Annotated in this window: 16 protein-coding genes; 10 read left to right on the top strand and 6 right to left on the bottom strand. The window is 58.2% G+C overall.

Features of this window, described 5'->3' with window-relative positions; genetic code table 11:
- Positions 1-566: 566 nt before the first annotated feature.
- The 4 genes from RWM61_RS05855 to RWM61_RS05870 form a co-directional block, all read right to left on the bottom strand.
- Positions 567-1,973: a sugar porter family MFS transporter gene (locus tag RWM61_RS05855; protein ID WP_313998418.1), complete on the bottom strand. Its 1,407-nt coding sequence runs from the start codon at positions 1,971-1,973 to the stop codon at positions 567-569.
- 238 nt (positions 1,974-2,211) lie between these two features.
- Positions 2,212-3,576 carry an AraC family transcriptional regulator gene (locus RWM61_RS05860; RefSeq protein ID WP_313998420.1) on the bottom strand — a complete coding sequence of 455 codons (1,365 nt, stop codon included), beginning with the start codon at positions 3,574-3,576 and terminating at the stop codon, positions 2,212-2,214.
- Positions 3,551-5,011, bottom strand: a complete 1,461-nt coding sequence (locus tag RWM61_RS05865) for a sensor histidine kinase (RefSeq protein WP_313998421.1) — start codon at positions 5,009-5,011, stop codon at positions 3,551-3,553. Before RWM61_RS05865 ends, RWM61_RS05860 begins: the two co-directional genes overlap by 26 nt.
- A complete protein-coding gene (locus tag RWM61_RS05870) occupies positions 5,008-6,009 on the bottom strand; it encodes a substrate-binding domain-containing protein (protein WP_313998422.1) in 1,002 nt (333 codons plus the stop codon). The genes RWM61_RS05865 and RWM61_RS05870 overlap by 4 nt, the downstream gene beginning before the upstream one ends.
- 136 nt (positions 6,010-6,145) lie before the next feature.
- Here RWM61_RS05870 and RWM61_RS05875 point away from each other — a divergent pair, with 136 nt between their 5' ends.
- From RWM61_RS05875 to RWM61_RS05920, 10 genes are all read left to right on the top strand, one after another.
- Positions 6,146-6,511, top strand: coding sequence for an IDEAL domain-containing protein (locus tag RWM61_RS05875; RefSeq protein WP_313998424.1), 366 nt, complete (start codon positions 6,146-6,148; stop codon positions 6,509-6,511).
- Between the two features lie 303 nt (positions 6,512-6,814).
- Positions 6,815-7,093, top strand: coding sequence for a heterocycloanthracin/sonorensin family bacteriocin (locus tag RWM61_RS05880; RefSeq protein ID WP_313998426.1), 279 nt, complete (start codon positions 6,815-6,817; stop codon positions 7,091-7,093).
- Positions 7,094-7,268: 175 nt separating this feature from the next.
- Positions 7,269-9,194, top strand: coding sequence for a putative thiazole-containing bacteriocin maturation protein (locus RWM61_RS05885; protein ID WP_399537999.1), 1,926 nt, complete (start codon positions 7,269-7,271; stop codon positions 9,192-9,194).
- Positions 9,191-11,248, top strand: a complete 2,058-nt coding sequence (locus RWM61_RS05890; RefSeq protein ID WP_313998428.1) for a TOMM precursor leader peptide-binding protein — start codon at positions 9,191-9,193, stop codon at positions 11,246-11,248. The genes RWM61_RS05885 and RWM61_RS05890 overlap by 4 nt, the downstream gene beginning before the upstream one ends.
- A 23-nt stretch (positions 11,249-11,271) precedes the next feature.
- A complete protein-coding gene (locus RWM61_RS05895) occupies positions 11,272-12,885 on the top strand; it encodes a SagB family peptide dehydrogenase (RefSeq protein ID WP_313998430.1) in 1,614 nt (537 codons plus the stop codon).
- Between the two features lie 343 nt (positions 12,886-13,228).
- Positions 13,229-14,209: an NAD-dependent epimerase/dehydratase family protein gene (locus tag RWM61_RS05900; protein ID WP_313998433.1), complete on the top strand. Its 981-nt coding sequence runs from the start codon at positions 13,229-13,231 to the stop codon at positions 14,207-14,209.
- A gap of 96 nt (positions 14,210-14,305) precedes the next feature.
- Positions 14,306-14,593 carry a PqqD family protein gene (locus RWM61_RS05905; RefSeq protein WP_313998435.1) on the top strand — a complete coding sequence of 96 codons (288 nt, stop codon included), beginning with the start codon at positions 14,306-14,308 and terminating at the stop codon, positions 14,591-14,593.
- Positions 14,580-14,999, top strand: a complete 420-nt coding sequence (locus RWM61_RS05910; RefSeq protein ID WP_313998436.1) for a lasso peptide biosynthesis B2 protein — start codon at positions 14,580-14,582, stop codon at positions 14,997-14,999. Before RWM61_RS05905 ends, RWM61_RS05910 begins: the two co-directional genes overlap by 14 nt.
- A complete protein-coding gene (locus tag RWM61_RS05915; protein ID WP_313998438.1) occupies positions 14,999-15,994 on the top strand; it encodes a hypothetical protein in 996 nt (331 codons plus the stop codon). Before RWM61_RS05910 ends, RWM61_RS05915 begins: the two co-directional genes overlap by 1 nt.
- Position 15,995: 1 nt before the next feature.
- Complete coding sequence (locus tag RWM61_RS05920) at positions 15,996-17,009, top strand: nucleotidyltransferase family protein (RefSeq protein ID WP_313998440.1); 1,014 nt, start codon at positions 15,996-15,998, stop codon at positions 17,007-17,009.
- A gap of 29 nt (positions 17,010-17,038) precedes the next feature.
- Here the strand turns inward: RWM61_RS05920 and RWM61_RS05925 are convergent, their stop codons facing one another.
- Both RWM61_RS05925 and RWM61_RS05930 read right to left on the bottom strand, forming a co-directional pair.
- Positions 17,039-17,242 carry a lasso RiPP family leader peptide-containing protein gene (locus RWM61_RS05925; protein ID WP_313998442.1) on the bottom strand — a complete coding sequence of 68 codons (204 nt, stop codon included), beginning with the start codon at positions 17,240-17,242 and terminating at the stop codon, positions 17,039-17,041.
- Between the two features lie 50 nt (positions 17,243-17,292).
- A partial coding sequence (locus tag RWM61_RS05930) for an ATP-binding cassette domain-containing protein (protein WP_313998444.1) occupies positions 17,293-18,036 on the bottom strand: 744 nt, incomplete at its 5' end.

Consider the following 18,036-nt stretch of genomic DNA (forward strand, 5'->3'; position numbering starts at 1 on the left):
TAGTGAAGCAAGTTCTCTATTAACGAACCAAATACACTAATTAGTGAACTTTCTTCCTTAAACCCTGTAATGAGGCCTGACCACTATACGAATAGCGAAAACATTGCGTTATTAGCGCAATCTTTTCGCTATTCGCCTAATGATGGCTTACGTCCATTTTTGCTTGACCGGCTTTTTGGGTCCAAGAACTCCTTTGTGAGATGAGGGAATGCAGAAGAAAGACAGTACGGCGCAGGGCGTAAAAATACGCTCCTTTTGTCGTCTAGTTCAGTGAGCGGATCATGAGGGGCGGGGGCGTTACGATGGATGGGGCGCGCGGAGATCGTATCGGCGGCTTGCGGAAAGTCGACGGATTCGTTCCAGGGAAGGATTGAGGAGGTCAAAGCGAACCGTTTTGTGGTGGCATGACCGACGATGGGTGAACAAAGGGAAAAAGGGAGCCATAAATGACATCGGGTACGGCTGTCCCTATATGTGGAACGCATACCTGCCAAAGCGCGAACAAACGCCCCGCCGCGACAAGTTCGCAACTTGTCCGGCGAGGCGTTTTTGGCGATAGCCTAACGTTATTTCACGGCCCACATCGCTTCCATGTCCTCGAGGGATTTGCCCTTCGTTTCCGGGACGGAGCGCCAGGTGAAGAAGAAAGTGAACAGGGATGCAGCGCCGAAAATCCAGAATGTTATCGCAGGACCGGCGGATTCCAGCAAAGGCGGGAACATCTGGGATACGACGTAATCGCCTGTCCACAGCGCCATCGATGCGATGGCGATCGCGATGCCGCGGACGCGGTTCGGGAAAATCTCGGACAGCATGACCCAGACGACAGGTCCGAGCGAGATGGCAAACGCGGCTACATAGATCAGGATAAAGATCAGCACCAGCGGACCCGATGTCAGACCCGCCTGGAACGCGCTGCCGATCACGATCAGGGAAACGGTCATCAGAGCCGACCCGACGAGCAGCAGCGCCTTGCGTCCTACTTTATCGATGAGCCAAACGGCGAGAATGGTGAACAGGAAGTTGATCAGGCCGATCAGCACCGTTTGCGTCAGCGATGAATCCGTTCCTGCGCCCATTTCTTTGAAAATTTCCGGGGCATAATACATGATGGCGTTAATGCCGGTCACATGCTGCAGGACAGCGAGCATGACGCCTACAAACAGCGCCCCCCGCATGCCGGGCGCAAACAATAGCTTCATGGAGCCGGATTGCCGTTCCTGCTTGAACGACTCCTTGATTTCCAGCACCTCCTGCTTGGCCGCTTCCTCGCCGTGAATCCGCAGCAGAATCGGCAGTGCTTTTACGGCTTGTCCCTGCTTGATCAGCCATCTCGGGCTTTCCGGAATCAAGAACAACAGGGTGAAGAACAGCAGACCCGGAACGGCGCCGACCGCGAACATCCAACGCCACGCGGTGGATACGTCCCACGCGTCATCGCCCATGCCGGCAATCCACATGTTCAGGAAATAGACGAGGAAGATGCCGGATACGATCGCGAACTGGTTGAGCGCGACCAGTCTGCCGCGGAATTTCGCGGGTGCGATCTCCGCATTGTACAGCGGGCACAGGGTCGATGTAATCCCGATGCCGAGGCCGCCGATTATGCGTGCGATGATGAATCCTGTGAACGTGGCAGGAATGGCGGAGCCGATCGAGCCGATGATGAACAGGAGCGCCGCGGCGATCAGCACCTTTTTGCGGCCGAATTTCTCGCTGAGGATGCCGGATAATCCGGCGCCGGCAATACAGCCGACAATCAGGCTGGATACGGCCCAGCCGACCTGCATCTTGCTGAGCGCAAACTTCAGTTCCATGAATCCGATCGCGCCCGAAACGACCGCGATGTCAAAGCCGAACAATAATCCGCCGAGAGCGGCGACGACGGACACAAGCGTAACGAACGTCATATTGATTTTTGCAGGCTGCTGCGCTTCCGCAACCGGTGCGTGCTGCTTCAAAACGACTGCCATTGGTATGCTCTCCCTTCCAGCATTTCATACCGGTTACCGGTTTGTCTCCAGCATTATAACATCCGAAGCGGCAGGAAAAGCCGGCAATCAACAGCACATATCCGTGTTGTTGCAGCACTTAATTATCCTCAGCCCCGCAGGCGGATCGATCGTGCGGGAACTAGCATTTTATTTGTGCGCGCACCACAAAAAAGTCCATGCCGTCCCGGGCATGGACTTCTGTCGTTTGCTCCTCTCGCTATCGGGCTTGGCCGCGGTATTCGGAAGGGGAAACGCCGGTTATTTTCTTGAACACGCGGCTGAAATAATTCGGATCCTTGTAGCCGACCGCGAAGCAGACCTCCTTCAGGCTCAGACGGTCCGAAGCGATCAGCGATTTCGCCATGTCGATGCGCAGGCGGGTGACGAAATCGATGAACGTTTCACCGACCTGTTGCTTGAATACTTTGCTGAAATAATGGGGGTTGAGGTGCACGAAGTCCGCCACTTCCTCAAGCGACACTTCTTCCGTGAATCGTTCCCGGATATACTGTTGGGCGCGGTCAAGCACGGTCACTGTCTGCTGCTCCCGTTCCTCGCGGATGCGCTGCAGAGCCGACACGACATAGGATTGGTGCTCCGTTCCGATGCCCGCTGACGACGCCTTTTGCTCCGCCGCTCGCGCGCCGGCAGCGGCAGCCGGGCCGCTCCGTCCGTTTTTGAGCTCTTCGAAATGGCACACCCGGCCGCCCTGATCGGAGCATGAGGAAGCGAACACTGCCTCGAAGTACGATTTGCGCAGCCCGTCCGCGCCGCTCCGTACGGAGCCGATGCCGACCGACACCGCGGCTTCCAGCTGCCGTTCCGTCAGCGCGCACAGCATTTGTCCGTACCGCTTCGTCTCTTCCCGCCACTCATCGTCCTTGACGGCGGGATTTTTCCGCATGAAAATCGCCATATGCCGTTCAATCGCCGAGCTGACGATGCAGATAGACCCGTGCGTTTTGGCGAAGCCGCGGATCGCATCGTATATTTTTTTCTGGTCGGCCGGATCCGACTGCTTCGGGAAGGCGATGACGAACGCGCTGCCCCGGTCGAGCGGGAAGTCCAGCCATTCGGCCAGTTGGCCGGCGTCCGCGTCCATCACGGAGTCGATCATCAGCATCATGGACAGCTCATTCTCGACGAGCGGCTGCAATTGCGACAATTTGTCCTTGAGCTCGAGCTCGTCGGTGCGCTTGCGCCTTTCCTGCTCCAGCTCCTCAACCAGCTGATTCAACGCGGCAACCACCTGCTCCCGCTTGGCGGGCTTCAGGATGTATTCTTTTACACCGAGCGAAACCGCCTCTTTGGCATATGCAAAATAATCGTAAGCCGTCACCAGCACCAGCTTCGTTTCGGGCAGCCGGGCCTTGATGTCGCGCAGCGCCTCCAGACCCTTGATGCCCGGCATATTGACGTCCATAAACACGATATGAGGGCGGAATTCCTCCGCGCGTTCGATGGCCGCCCGCCCGTTCTCGGCATGGATGATCTGAAACGTATCCGGCATCATCCGCTGCACGATCCATTCCAGGCCTTCCCTTTCCAGCGCCTCGTCATCCGCGATCAACAGCCGGTACATGGGTTTGCTCGCCCTCCTTTCCTGCGGGGATCACGATCGTGACCGTCGTGCCTTCGCCCGGCACGCTGGCGATGTCCACCAGGTCGCCGCGTCCGTAAAACAACTGCAGCCGCTTGAACACATTGCGCGTGCCGAGTCCGGTCGACTGCGATTGCTCTTTGCCGGGTTCGGCTTCCAGCCGCAAAAGCGCAAGCCGCGCTTCCTCGCTCATCCCGGCGCCGTTATCGGCGATCCGGATAAGGACACCTTTCCCGGCGCGCTTGATCTCAAGCCGGATCACCGCGCCTTCCTCGCGGCCCGCGATGCCGTGTACGAACGCATTCTCCACGATCGGCTGCAGCGTGAGCGACGGAATCGCCTCCTGCAGGGCGGACTCGTCGATGTCCAGTTCAAGGCGGATGCGGTCGCGGAAGCGGGCCTGCTGGATCGCAAAATATTCCTTTACGTGCTCCAGCTCGCTCCGCAGCGTGACCGGCGCGTCGAGCTTGCGCAAATTGTACCGCATCAAGTTCGACATCGACACGATCAGATCGCTTGTTTTCTCCGCGCCTTCGAGCAGCGCCAGCTTGGACAGCACGTTCAGCGTATTGAACAGAAAATGCGGATTGATCTGGCTTTGCAATGCCTTCAGCTCCAGCTCCTTGACGAGCCGATCCTTCTCCAGGCTTTCCTTGTCGCGTTCGATCAATTGCTTGAGCTCCGCCGACATCCGCTCGAAGGCATCGGACAGGATGCCGAGCTCGTCATTGGAGCGCGGCGCCGGTTCGACCGAAAGGTTGCCCTTGGACATCTGCCTGGCCGTGCGGACCAGCCGGCTTACCGGTCCCGTAATGCTGCGGGAAATCCAGACGGCCAGCACGACGCTCAGCACCGTGTTGAGCACGAAGACGGCCGCTCCCAAACGGTTCATCCGCTCATTCTCCCCCTGGATCCGCCGGAACAGCGGCTGGTACCGGCTGAGCTCCAGATCGACGAGGCGCTGGCCTTCCTCCCGGATATAAGCGGTCGTCTTCTCGGCATCCTCGTAAAGGGCGAGCGCGGAGCGCGGGTCTCCCGCCGACGCCGATTCCCATGCGGCCGAAGCCTGTTCGGAGAACGTGTCCAGCATATTGGTGTAGCTGCGAAGCGACGCGGCGGGGAGAGAGGCGCTGCTTGCGGCGGCCAGTGCCGCTCGCAGCCCGCGCAGTCTCGTGAGGGCTGCGTCGAATGCCGGGCTTGCCGCAGGGCTTTCTTCCGGATCGAGCAGGAAGGCGTACAACAGCCGCAGATTGTCATCCGCCGTGCCGGCAGCCTGCTTGTACAGCAGCATTCGTTCCGTCATCGATTCATAGCTGTACTGCACCGTTTGCGCGCTCATGAACAGGAAATAGGTCACCGAATTGACGAGCAGCACGAGCAGCGGGATAAAAAGCAGCAGCTTTCTGCGGATCGTCATGGGCAGCGCTCTCCGTTCCCATTCCCGGTGCCGGTCGCGCCGCGGTCCAGCACCTTGATCGCCGTAAAATGCTGCGGCTGCGGCTGCCGGCCCTCCTTATAGCCGGAGAAAAGCGACACCGCCTGGTAGCCCATTTCATAAGGATACTGCACGATGGACGATTCGATTCGGCAGCCGGCTATCGCCTCCACCGTATCCGCCACGTCGTCGAACGCATAAATGCGCACGTCCTGCCGGTTCATCCGGCCCGCGGCTTCCAGTATGCCCACACCGTCCAGCGAGCTGAAGCCGACCATATATCGCACACGCGGGTATCGGGTTAAAATGTCCTCCGCCTCTTGCGCAGCCTGCAGGCGCGAAATTTCGGAGGAGCGCACATCGACGACCGACAATCCCGGATATTCGTCGATGACGGCCCGGAAGCCGGCCAGCCGCAGCCGCTGGTTCTCCGCCTGCTCCGTGCCGATCAGCACGCCGATGCCGCCTTGTCCGCGGGCGGCTTGGGCGACAAGCTCGCCCATCTTTTTCCCCGCTGCCAGGTTGTCCGTGCCGACATAAGCCAGCCGGCGGCTGCCCGGCTCGTCCGTATCGACGGCGATGACCGCTATGCCCTGGCTGACCGCTTCATCGATCAGTTCCCGGTAGCTGGGGTCGTTGATGCCTTGCAGCAGGATCGCGTCGGGCTTGGCCGCGATCGACTTCTCCAGCAGCCGGATCTGCTCGCCGGGATTGATCCGGAACGGGCCGATATATTCGAGGTGGAAGCCGTATCGGCGGGAGGCGTCCCGGGCGCCCTGCTCGAGGGAGCGCCAGAACGGATTGTCCAGCTCCTGCGAGATCAGCACGACATAGGCCGCGGGGTCTTGGCCGTTGCCGGCTGCGTTTTGCGGATGCACGAGCTCCCGGATACGCAGCGTCGAGAATAAAAACTGAAGAAGCAGAAAAACAAATAATAGGAAAAGGAGGACGATTCCCAGGTTCCATTTGCGGTTCGACATGCGCAGCCTCCTTCATCCGACAGCTTAGGCCCATTATACATGCAGCTTGTTGACTTTTCCAACTGTATAAGTTATGATTACAGTATAAAATGTAATAGATAAAGTTACAGATTATAGAAACGGTGGTGAAATCAACATGAACGTCAACATAGCGGAATGGGTGCAAGGCAATACGGGCAAGGGCGAGCTGATTCACGGCTATGTCGAATCCGTCGATTCGGAGAAGGGGATCTTGAAGGTTCATGTGGTCGCCTCCGATAACGAAGAAGCCGTCGGAACGGCGGTATATATGCTCTCCAGTTGGGTGAAGGCGCTGCAGGATACCTCGATCAAGGAGGAGCAGCAGCTGAGAATGCTGATTGATCTGGCTTTGGAGACGGACGATGAGGCCTGGTTTATGGAGCTGACCGGTCAATTGAAGGGCCTGCGGAAGACCGCCGCCGCTCCCGATCGCGGCATCGATAAGAATCCCCGCCTGTCGCGGATATTCGGTTTGAAATAAGGAAGGGATGATCGGTTCCGCACGACGGAAGGACTGCCGCGGCAGTCCTTCTTTGCGTTGCGGAAATGGTACTGGCTGAAACCGGCATTAAATGCGGCGGAGGCGCTCTGGTGGAGACGGCCCGGATGGTGCGTTTTGGCGAGGAATGGGCAGACATTCGACGCGCATTTTTACCTCCGGGCAGTAGCGGATTTCTGGGCACCGGAATATGTTGTCGTTAGCGGGATCGAAGAATGGCGGAACTAACCCGTTCGGCGACCGGTTTCCGGAAGTGCCTACTACCAATTAACGGAGGTTTACAAAATGAGTGAGTTTCAAAACGAGCTGCAGCAGTTGAAGGTGTCGGATTTCAAGGCGGGCGAGTACACGCCCGCGGCGGCTCAAGGCCAAAACCCGGCGGCGGATTCGAGGCTTTGTATCGGGTTCTGTGTCGGCTTCTGCGGTGGCTTCGGCCGTTGCGGCGGCTTCTGCGGGGGGTTCTGCGGTGGCTTCTGTGGCGGTTTTTGCGGCGGTTTCTGCGGCCGTTGCGGCGGTTTCTGCGGCGGTTTTTGCGGCGGTTGCGGCCGCTGCGGCGGCCACTAGCTTTCATAAATTCAGCAAACGGTTTGTAAAGACCGAATACTGCTGCCCCTGCCCCCGGTCACCGGGAGGCGGGGGTTTTGTTTTGCGCGGTGGCATGATGGACAAATCGCACGACATACGATTGGAAGGAAAGGAACGCGATTGAAATCGGGTTAAGCGAAGGAGGCGGTATCGTTTGAATCCTTCCATGCGCCTGAAGGTGAACGGAGATACGTTTTTTCTCCCGGAGCCGGGCGTCGGCGTGTTTTTTCGGAATAATACCGGCTCGTTCCGGATGGAAGGCGGTACGATCAATCAATGGGTCGACAAGCTGATGCCGATGCTCGACGGCAAGCATACGCTTGGCGCCTTGACGGAGGGCCTGCCGGACGAATACCGTGACCGTGTGTTCGAGATCGCGGAGCATCTGCACCGGAACGGCTTTGTGCGCGATGTGAGCCAAGACCCGCCTTATCGGCTGCCGGATGCCGTGCTGCGGAAGTATGCCCCGCAGATCGAGCTGTTGGACAGCTTCGGAGGCGCGGGGGGCTATCGTTTTCAAGCGTATCGCCGGGCTAATGTGCTTGCTGTCGGAGCCGGCCCGATGTTCGTGTCGCTGGTGCGGGCATTGCTGGAATCCGGACTGCCGAAGCTCAACATGCTGATTGCCCGCGGCTCGCCGGCCGACCGAAGGCGGATCGCGGAGCTGTCGGCCGCTGCACGCGAAGAGGACGAAGAGGTAGCGTCGGAGGAACTGACGCTACCCGCGGGGAGCGAGCCTTGCTGGAGCGAAATCATCCGGCCTTACGACGCGGTATTGTATGTGCGGGCGCCGCAGCCGCTGTCTGACTCGCCGTCATGGCGGCAAAGTTTCGAGGAACTGCGGGCGATTCATGCGGCGTGCAGGTCGGAAGCGAAAATGCTGCTGCCGGCCCTGTGCCTGCCGAACGCCGGCCTGGCCGGACCGCTGGTGCACCCCGAATCGAACGGGTGCTGGGAATCGGCGTGGCGCCGGCTGCACCGTTCCGCGCTGCCGCAGGATCCGCAGCCGCCGGCCCGTTCGGGCACGGCGGACGCCCTGCTCGCGAATGTGGTTGTGTTTCAATTATTCAAGGCGTTGAGCGGCTTCAAGGAAGGCGAATTGACGGGCCGGTTGTTCGTGCTTGATCCGGAGACGCTTGAAGGAAGCTGGCATTCGTTTGTCCCGCATCCGTCGGTCAGCCGCACGAATCGCGCCGAGCCCGCGGCGGAGCTCGACCCGGAAGCGGCGGAAGCTTCGGGCGGACCGCCGCAGGCGGAGTTGTTCGATTTCTTCAGCCGGTTGACGTCCTCCGTAACGGGCATTCTTCACAGCTGGGACGAGAAGGACCTGAAGCAGCTGCCGCTTGCGCAGTGCGGCGTCCAGACGGCCGATCCGCTGTCGGACGGACCGTCGGAGCTGCTGCCCGAAATCATCTGCGCGGCATTGACCCACGAAGAAGCGCGCAGAGAGGCGGGGCTGGCCGGGGTCGAAGCCTATCTGTCGCGGTTGACCGGCGCTCCCGCGGTCGGGGCAGGCGCTACGGCGGCGGAAGCATCGGCAAGAGCGCTGCGGAAGCTGTTGACCCGAACCGCAGCCTTCCGGTTTGCGGGCGGCAAGCCTTTCGTGTACCGTTTGCGGCCGGGCGAGATCGAGGATGAACGCTGCAAGTATTATATACGCGCGTTGACCGCGCTTCGGGGTGCGCCGGCGTTTGCGGCGGGCGAGGTTGTGTCGGGCTTTCCGGTGCTGTGGGTCGGCACGGAGGGGGACGGCTGGTTCGGCAGCGCGGGGTTGAACCGGACAACGGCGCTTTGCGCGGCGTTGGAGCTGGCGCTGCTGAAAGCCCAGAACGGCTTGTCCTGCATCCGCGACACGGCGCATGGACTGGAGGCCGCGAACGTCCTGTACGCGGACGGGCAAACGCGAAGCGCGGCGATTGCCCGGGAGCCGTCTCCCGAGACTGCCTTGCAGGACGCCCTGCACGTGCTGAGACGGAGCGGCAAACGGCTGGTCGTCACCGAACCGGCGGCGGAACCCTTCTGGAGGGAAGGCCCGATTCGCGTCGTCCGCGTATCGCTGCGAGAGGAGGAGGTGCGGTGAGCGCGGCGATCATCGTATATGGAAGCGGGCAGCTTGCGGAGCTTGTATGCGGGGAGCTGTCAGGGGAATACAGGCTTCTCCGCGCAGGCATGGACGCGGACGAGGGCGCGATAGGCGCGGGCAGGGGTATGGAGGCCGGCCCGACGGGCGCGGGCACGGACGTGAAAACCGACCTGGTGGGCGCGGGCATGGATGTGAAAGCCGACCCGGTGCGCGCCGTCCTTGGCTTGGTGCTGGACGACGGCTGTCATCCCCTTGAGCAGGAGGCGGCGGAAGCGGCCATGCGGCGTGACGGCATCCCTTCGCTGCGGGGATTCGTTTCGTTCGGCGAATGCGTGGTCGGTCCATTCGTACGGCCCAGCTCGCACGGCTGTTCGCGATGCGCGGACCGGCGCCGATTGATGGCGGGACGCGACCGCAAGGAAATGTGGGCGCTTCAGCAGAGAGCGGCGGAGGCCGGCGGAACCGGGCGCGATGCCTGGTCCTCCCGCAACGGGCTGCGCCAGGCGGCGCTTCTGCTCGCGGCTGAAACGAGGGAAGCGTTGAACGGCGGCGGCAATCCCCTGACGGAACGGCATTTGCTGCTGGTCAATCTGCAAACGTTGAGCGTATCGCGGCACCTTTTTCTGCCGGATCCCCAGTGTCCCGTGTGCGGCGGGCTGCCCGACGATTCGCCGTCCGCGGCCGTCGTCGCCCTTCAGCCCAGCCCCAAAATCGGCCCGGACAGCTACCGCTGCCGTTCGATGGCGGAACTGAAGCAGGCGCTGTCGAGGGATTATCTGGATTACCGGACGGGTTTCCTGAACGGCAAAATGCGCGATCTGGTTTCTCCTTTCGCGGACGCCAGCGTGAATTTGCCTTTGTTCCATGGGGATGAAGCGACAGCCGGAAGAACCCATTCCTACGCGATGAGCGAGGCGACGGCCATTCTCGAAGGGCTGGAAAGGCATTGCGGCATGTCTCCCCGCGGCAAGCGCACGGTCGTGCGCGGCAGCTACCGCGAACTGGAGAAGGATGCCCTGAATCCGCTGCGCGTCGGCGTGCATGCGAGGGAGCAATACGACAGACCGGACTTTCCGTTCCGCCCGTTTGACCCCGAAGGGCCCCTCGATTGGGTATGGGGTTATTCTTTTCTGCAATCGCGCCCCATTCTCGTACCGGAGAGGCTGGCTTACTACAGCATGGGCTGCGGCGGCGGCTTCGTCTATGAAACCTCGAACGGCTGCGCTTTGGGAGGAAGTCTGGAGGAGGCCGTATTGTACGGCATTCTGGAGGTGGTGGAGCGGGACGCCTTCCTGTTGGCGTGGTATGCGCGGCTTCCCCTTCCGCGGCTCGACCCTTATTCAGCGGGCGATCAGGAGCTGTCGTTGATGCTCGACAGGCTCGAGACGATATCCGGGTATGAGACGCTGCTGTTCAACGCAACGATGGAGCACGGCATCCCAAGCGTATGGGCGATGGCCAAAAATAAAAGCGCCCGCGGCGTGAATCTGGTTTGCGCGGCGGGGGCCCATCCGGATCCGGTGCGGGCGGTGAAAAGCGCCGTTCACGAGCTCGCCGGGATGCTGATGACGCTCGGCGACAAATTCGAGGCGCAGCGGGATGAATATGAACGGATGCTCGACGATCCGTCGCGGGTCCGCCGTATGGAGGACCATTCGATGCTGTATGCCTTGCCACAGGCGGAAGCGCGGCTCGGCTTTCTGCTGGACCGGGGCGGAAGCCGGGACCCGGGGGCGCAAACGTTTCAGGAGTCGTTCAAGCCGCAGTCGAAACACAGCGATCTGACTGATCACTTAAAAGAATCGCTTGACGTGTTCCGGGGGCTGGGGCGCGAGGTGATTGTCGTGAACCAGTCGACGCCGGAAACGCTGCGCAACGGTCTGCACTGCGTGAAGGTGCTGATTCCGGGCATGCTGCCGATGACCTTCGGCCATCATTTTGCGCGTTTGGCCGGACTGGAAAGGGTGTTCAGGGTTCCGATGCAGCTTGGTTACGCCAAAGAGCTCCTGAAGCCGGAGGAGCTCAATCCCCACCCGCATCCGTTTCCATAAACCATGGCGGGGGAGGAGTTCGATTGAACCTGGACGAATTCATTCGGTGCTTGCATGTTCAAACCGATCGGGCGAGGCCTCCGGGTTGGGAGACGGATTGGGCGGAAGCGCCGCTGCCGTATAAGCTTTATCGCAATCGGCCCGTCTTTCCTTTTGCTTCCGAGGTCCCGCTCAAGCTCGGGGAAAAAGAGGCGCCCGCCAAGCCCGATACGGCGGCAATCGGCCATCTGCTGTGGTACTCCTACGGACTCGCCCGGGTGTCCCAATCCGTTGCGGCGGCGGAGGAGCTGCGGCAAGGGATCGTCCCTGCGCATTTGTTCCGCCGCTTCGCGGCTTCCGGAGGGGGCCTGTATCCGAACGAATTGTACATTTATCTCCGGAGCGGCGAATGGCCGCGGGGGGTCTACCACTACGATGCCGCGCACCACCGGCTGGCGATGCTGCGCGAAGGAGACTTCGACGAATACGCCGCCCGGGCGCTCGGCGGCCGCGGCGATCTGTCGGGCTGCTTCGGCGTCGTCTTCGTATCCGTCATGTTCCGGAAAAACTTTTATAAATATCATAACTTCTCCTACCGCCTGCAGGGGATGGACACCGGCCTGCTGCTCGGTCAGCTGCTGGAGGCAGCCCGGCGGCTCGGTTTCTCGGCCAAGGTGTGCTATCAATTCCTCGACCGGGCGGTGAACCATCTGATTGGGCTGTCGGAGGACGAAGAAAGCGTATATGCGGTCATCCCGCTGTCGGCAACACCGTTGCCGTCATGGCCGGGCGGCCGCGGCGGAGACGGGGGCGGGACGACCGCCGGCGAGCTGTGCCGGGAGCTTCCCGCCGTCCGGCATGAGCAATATGTCCGGTCGCGCCGGACGTCCGAATATCCGATGCTGCTCCGGATGAACGAGGCGTGCATGCAGGAATCCGCCCGCGATTTCCGGGAGCTCGGCGGCGCTCCGAGCGTTTCAGCCGCCGACGGCAAGAAATCCGTGGTGCCGCTGCCATATGCGGGAGAGCGGGCCTTCGATTTTGCGTCCGTCTGCCGCAGCCGCTATTCGCCCGAGCATGAGTTTGTGCTCGGCGAGGTAAGCCGGCCGAAGCTGGCCGCCCTGTTACAGGAAATGGCGGCTGCATCCGCTTATGACAACGATCTGGCTCCGCCGCTGCCGCCGCATCATTCCGCCAAGCACGAGCCTCGTGAGCCTCGCATTTCGGTGTACGGCTGCTTTTACAACGTCGAGGGCCTTCCGGACGGCGCATACCGCTACGAACCGGGCGCACACGGGCTGCGGCCGGTGCTCGCCGGAGACCTGCGCCGCCGTCTGCAGCGGGCCATGACGCTGGATAATGTGAATTTGTCGCAGGTTCCTCTGTGCTTCCATCTCGCAGGAGACGCGGACCATCTTAACGGCGAGCTTGGGTACAGAGGCTACCGCATCCAGCAGATGGAGGCCGGCATGCTGGTGCAGCGATTATTGCTGGCAGCCGCGGCGGCGGGCTTCGGGGGCCGGCCTCTTTTCGGCTACGATGCCCGCATGTGCGATGAGCTTTATTCGTTGCCGGCGGCGGGGGAAACGAGCCTGATCCAAATACCGGTCGGTCCCTATCGCCCGCGCGCGAGGCAGGAGGCGGGTTTGCACCGTTAATGGCTAGCCGCCGGCAAGTGGTGCCGCATGATGCGATGCGGCAGTCCCGGGCCGGCGGCTCGCTGTTCAGTGTTTGTTCAGGGAACCGGAATAAGATGGAACCAGCCGTATGGGGTCGACCGGAGTAGTTCTTTGGTACTAGTCCTCCTGATATCGTTCCCTTAATGTCCCAATCCGGGCCGAACCGGCCCGAAATGCCGCAAGTTTGCTCTATTATTGAAAAAATCTAATCATTTTATAACATTTTTTCTGTATAATAGCCGATAAACATGATATAACAGGAAGTAGTCCTTAAGGATCAGGCGAGCCGGCTTCGGATCGGTTGCGGAAAGAAGGGAACAGCATGAATATTTTGGTTACGGGGGGCGCGGGCTTTATCGCCTCGCATATTGTGGACGCGCTTATTGAGCAAGGACATACGGTGGTTGCAGTCGACAATTTGTCAACGGGATCGGTGGAAAATGTCGACAAACGCGCGCGTTTCTATCCGATCGGTATTATGGATGACGCCTTGGAGGATGTTTTTTCCGTATTCCAGCCGGAAATCGTGATTCATCACGCCGCGCAGGTCGCCGTCCATGCCTCCATGCTCCATCCTAAATTCGACGCGCACACGAATATCGTCGGAACTTTGAATGTGCTTGAACGATGTGTCGAACACAAGGTCCGCAAATTCATTTATGCATCGTCGGCAGCCGTATACGGCATCCCGGTCTCGCTGCCGATTCGTGAGGATCATCCGATCGAGCCGATCAACGGCTACGGCATCTCGAAATACACTCCGGAAGCGTATATCCGATTGTTCGCACAGCAGCACGGGCTGGATTATACGATTCTGCGATACGCCAACGTGTACGGCGAACGGCAGAGCGCCGAAGGGGAGGCGGGCGTGGTCTCTATTTTTATCGATAGATTGCTGCAAGGAAAAGTCTCTGAAATTTACGGCGACGGCGAGCAGACGCGTGATTTCGTCTATGTAAGAGACGTGGTTGAGGCGAACCTGAGAGCTTTGGAGGCTGGAAGCCGCCAGATCATCAATATCGGCACGAACAAGCAAATAAGCGTCAATGAATTGTACAAGCTGCTTTGCGCCTTGACCGGGCGACAGCTTGAAGCCGTCAGAAATCCGGAAAGACCGGGCGATATCCGTCACAGCCGTCTGGACAACACGCACGCTGCGGCGGTACTCGGATGGAGACCGCAGACGCCGATCGAGGAAGGGCTCGCGCGAACCGTCAGTTACGCTATCGGCCGTGCGGCGGCTGACCGGCAAGTCGGATACGATTCTCTTTCCGTGCCTACCGGTCTGCGCCGTTTACAGTGAGGCTGCTTAGCGAATATTGTCCGTCAGTCCTTCTGCCCGAGACGGCAAAGTATAAAGTTTCATTATGACTTATCCCAAAAAAGGAGAGTTCTTGCGATGCCGCGTCTTGATATGCAATGTCGTCCCCGCAAAATGAAGGAAATTGTATTTCAATCCATGCCCCCGGATACGATCCTCTTGAACTTGGACAATGGTTATTACTATAGCACCAATCATATCGGGGCGGACGTGTGGGAACGCTGCAACGGCGAGAATAGCCTTGCCTGGATCGTGTCCGACATCCTTTCGCTCTACGATGCGCCGAAAGAAGCGGAAGACGACATCTTGAGCTTTGTTCGTGACATGGTAGAGGAAAAGCTGCTTTCGGTCGATGCGCAATCGTAACTCGTCGAGTGACTTGGCAGTTTGGACGCGAGTCGTCTGTGCGGCAGTATTGATTTGGGTTGTATTGCCGTTCGTTAAGCTTCCGCGATTGTTGAACTGGATCGAATCCAGGCAGCGGCACGCCGCTTTGCCCGAGGCCGAGCTGCAGCAGTGGGTCGATACGGTCGTCAAGGTCGTGAAACTCCGGTATTTCGTTATTCGCAGCAACTGTCTCAAGAAGAGTCTATTGATGTATTACTTCTTGCTTCGGTTCGGCGTCAAGAACGCAACGATTCATATCGGCGTATGCAAGACAAACGTCAAGCTGGAAGGTCACGCTTGGCTTACCGTCGACGGGAACGTATTTCTAGATACGGAAGAATTCGTGGAAAAATATAAAGTCATTTACGCTTCGGGAGTTAACTGATGCAGAATACGATCATGTATACGAAATATTTCGAGATTGGGCACGTAACCTTCTCCATTGTCTCTGGAAGTTTACCGCTGCTTGATGCGATCGGTGGATGGTTGGACGATTTCGAAGTCACCGCGCACCGCGGTTCTTCGCACTCCATTCAGGTTGAGCTCCACGCCGTGGAACAGGATCAACCGCTTCCCGTCAAGCCTCCTGCGGAGGCCGTGCTCGTTCATGAAAGCAACGAAGCCAAGTACTACACACATAACAACCAATGGATCGTAGAAGGGAAGAAGACTGGCATCTCAATGGTTGACCGATCCCGTCTCAACATCGTTGCTTATGTGCATCCTGCGTATCTCCTGGAGTCGCTGTGGAATCTTGAAAATTTCATGCATCCCCTGGTCGAGTTGATGCGGCAACAAGGGCTCTATATCTGTCACTCCGCCGGCGTCAGCTTGGAAGGCTGCGGTCTTCTTCTCGCGGGGAAGTCCGGACAGGGGAAATCTACATTGTCCGTCGATTTGCTGAACAATGGCTTTTCGTTCCTCGCGGACGATCGCGTGTTCCTGCGGGAAGCTGACGGCGGCTTCGAGATGATCGGGTTTTACGAGCCCGTAAAACTGTTTGCCTCGAATATCTCGCATATTCCTGGGCTCCATCAGAGCGATGTATTCAAAGCCTCGAGTTCGGACAGGAAAAATGATGTAGACATGAGACTGTATTACCCGGAAACCATGAAACGCTCAAGCGAGTTGAAGGGGGTTGTATTTCCTGTTTGGTCGCCGGGACAGAAGAGTCGGATCGAATCGGTGGGACCCGGCAAGGCGCTCTTGGAGCTGCTTCCGCTTACGCTGGTATGCTTCGATCGCGACACAAGCAAAGCGCATTTTGATGTCCTGGCCAAGCTGGTTCAGCTCCCTGCGGTCAAACTGATAATGGGCGGCGATCGGGAGAATTGGCATAAGGTCGTGCTGGAATTCATTGCGCGTATTCGGGGGAACTGACATGGAAGAGCGTATGCGGAAGCCTCTGCTGCGGTATATTGAGGCCCAAAGCCGGATCGATTATGCGGCAATGGATGAAGAAAGCAAACAAATCATTCGTGAAGTCGGCGTCCGCAACATGTTCATCCAGAACAGGCTGTCCGAACTGATGCAGCGTCTGGACGCGGAGGGAATCCCTTCGATCGTGCTGAAGGGGGCGCACCTCATCCAAAACACGTACCCATTCGGAATCCGTCCGATTGAGGATATCGATATCCTGATCGATATTCTCGACTTTGACAAAGCGGAACAAATTTTACATGGCATGGGGTATGGGGTTTGTGACGTTGGAATCGGCCGGTGGGCGAATTTCACCCTGTCAAACAAAATCACGTATTCGACGCGGACGCAACCCGTCATTCCGATTGATGTTCATTTTACGCTGGGTCCGTATCCCTATCTCGGTGCCTTAAAGCGCAAGCTGTTGTTCGAAAACACGGAATCGTTGGAAACGCAGAACGGGGAACGGATTACCGTATTGCAACCGGAAGTGCTGTTGATTCATATGTGTCTCCACTTGTTCCAGCATCACTTCGAGGACTGGCAGGTATCCTGCTGCGACATCGTTGCGGTGATCCGCCAGCATCATGCACGCATCGACTGGAAGAAGTTTGAGCGCATGGCCGAAGCCCATCGCCTTCGTCTTCCGGTCGCATACAGTTTGCAGAAAGCTTGTGAGCTGGCGGACATGAAAATCCCCGTCACATGGCTTCATAGGGACGGGGAGGCAGAGGCTGGTTATTATGAAAAATGGGTGTTCCGTTCCAGCGCCGCACAGCGGCACGGGTTTGACCGGTTCTTTATTCAATACGTTACAACGCCGGGAATCGTCTTGAAGTTGAAATGTGCTTTGCAAATGATTTACCCCGGCAATTTGTTTTTGAAACTGCATTACCAAGGCAGCTATCTCAAATATATGGTTTCGGCATCAAAAATTGCCTTTAAAGGGATAACGGCAATCTTCATAAAACGATAAATGATGTGATGAAGCAAGCTTGGCTTAGCTTAGCGACCTAAGCCTCCGTTACCATTGCCGTTTCCGTTGTTGCCGCGTCCGCCATTGCCGCCGCCTTGGGAATTGCCTTTAGGCTTATCGTTTCCGTTGTTGCCGCCGATGTTGCCGCTGCCCAGGCTGCTTAATGTAACTTCCCGCAATTGTGCGTGTTTGGTAAGAACTGGTTTCTCGTACACGAGTTTCTCGTTGGTCATAGTGATTTCAACCTCCCGTATTAGTATTAATTGGTTCGATCATACCAATTTTAATAGGACTTTTCAACCATCTTTTGTAAAGCTTCTTGGACTTTGAGAACATGGAGCTCTCCGTTTCGGATAAACAGCACCTTATTGGTACCCGCAAGATTTCGTGATTTGTGGGTAATCAGAAGCACGATGCGGTCTTTTCCAAGCGTACGAATGGAGTCGAGGATTTCTTGCTCGGTTTCTTCATCCAACGAAGCCGTGGCTTCATCGAAAATTAATATATATGGATTTTCCAGGAGCGCTCTGGCGATGAGAATTCTCTTTCTCTGTCCTCCCGACAACCGCTCGCCATACTGTCCGACGACGGTGTCGAAACCCTGATCCAACTTCCTTGTGAAATCGTCTACGCAAGCCAGTCGGCAAGCCTGCTCGAATTGACGCTCCGAGATGCCGGCCCTTCCCAAGACGATGTTGTCTCTAATCGAGGTGTTAAATAAGTGATCTTCCTGAGGGATGATGCCGAAGTGCTTTCTGAAGCTGTCCAGGCGGAAATTCTTGATGTCCGTTCCATCGGCTTCGATCCTGCCTTGATTGGGGTCGTGAAACCTCATCAGCAGGTTGGCGAGCGTGGTCTTGCCTTGACCGCTCTTCCCCACTACACCGACGATGTCTCCCGGTTTGAGCGTAAAATTAACTTCTGTAAATAAGGGGTTCTTATCATGGTATGCGAAGGAAACGTTTCTGAACGCGATAGTGGCCCCGTTTATACTCGGTTCCATGGCATGCTCTTCAAACTCCCGCAT

The sequence above is a fragment of the uncultured Paenibacillus sp. genome, assembly GCF_963515335.1.
GTDB lineage: Bacteria > Bacillota > Bacilli > Paenibacillales > Paenibacillaceae > Paenibacillus_I.

Excerpts from the sequence above, each read along its gene's own strand:
- RWM61_RS05925 (WP_313998442.1), bottom strand. The coding sequence starts at position 17,242 with ATGACCAACGAGAAACTCGTGTACGAGAAACCAGTTCTTACCAAACAC.
- RWM61_RS05910 (WP_313998436.1), top strand. The coding sequence starts at position 14,580 with ATGCGCAATCGTAACTCGTCGAGTGACTTGGCAGTTTGGACGCGAGTC.
- RWM61_RS05875 (WP_313998424.1), top strand. The coding sequence starts at position 6,146 with ATGAACGTCAACATAGCGGAATGGGTGCAAGGCAATACGGGCAAGGGC.
- RWM61_RS05905 (WP_313998435.1), top strand. The coding sequence starts at position 14,306 with ATGCCGCGTCTTGATATGCAATGTCGTCCCCGCAAAATGAAGGAAATT.
- RWM61_RS05920 (WP_313998440.1), top strand. The coding sequence starts at position 15,996 with ATGGAAGAGCGTATGCGGAAGCCTCTGCTGCGGTATATTGAGGCCCAA.
- RWM61_RS05880 (WP_313998426.1), top strand. The coding sequence starts at position 6,815 with ATGAGTGAGTTTCAAAACGAGCTGCAGCAGTTGAAGGTGTCGGATTTC.
- RWM61_RS05860 (WP_313998420.1), bottom strand. The coding sequence starts at position 3,576 with ATGTACCGGCTGTTGATCGCGGATGACGAGGCGCTGGAAAGGGAAGGC.
- RWM61_RS05870 (WP_313998422.1), bottom strand. The coding sequence starts at position 6,009 with ATGTCGAACCGCAAATGGAACCTGGGAATCGTCCTCCTTTTCCTATTA.
- RWM61_RS05855 (WP_313998418.1), bottom strand. The coding sequence starts at position 1,973 with ATGGCAGTCGTTTTGAAGCAGCACGCACCGGTTGCGGAAGCGCAGCAG.
- RWM61_RS05865 (WP_313998421.1), bottom strand. The coding sequence starts at position 5,011 with ATGACGATCCGCAGAAAGCTGCTGCTTTTTATCCCGCTGCTCGTGCTG.
- RWM61_RS05900 (WP_313998433.1), top strand. The coding sequence starts at position 13,229 with ATGAATATTTTGGTTACGGGGGGCGCGGGCTTTATCGCCTCGCATATT.
- RWM61_RS05915 (WP_313998438.1), top strand. The coding sequence starts at position 14,999 with ATGCAGAATACGATCATGTATACGAAATATTTCGAGATTGGGCACGTA.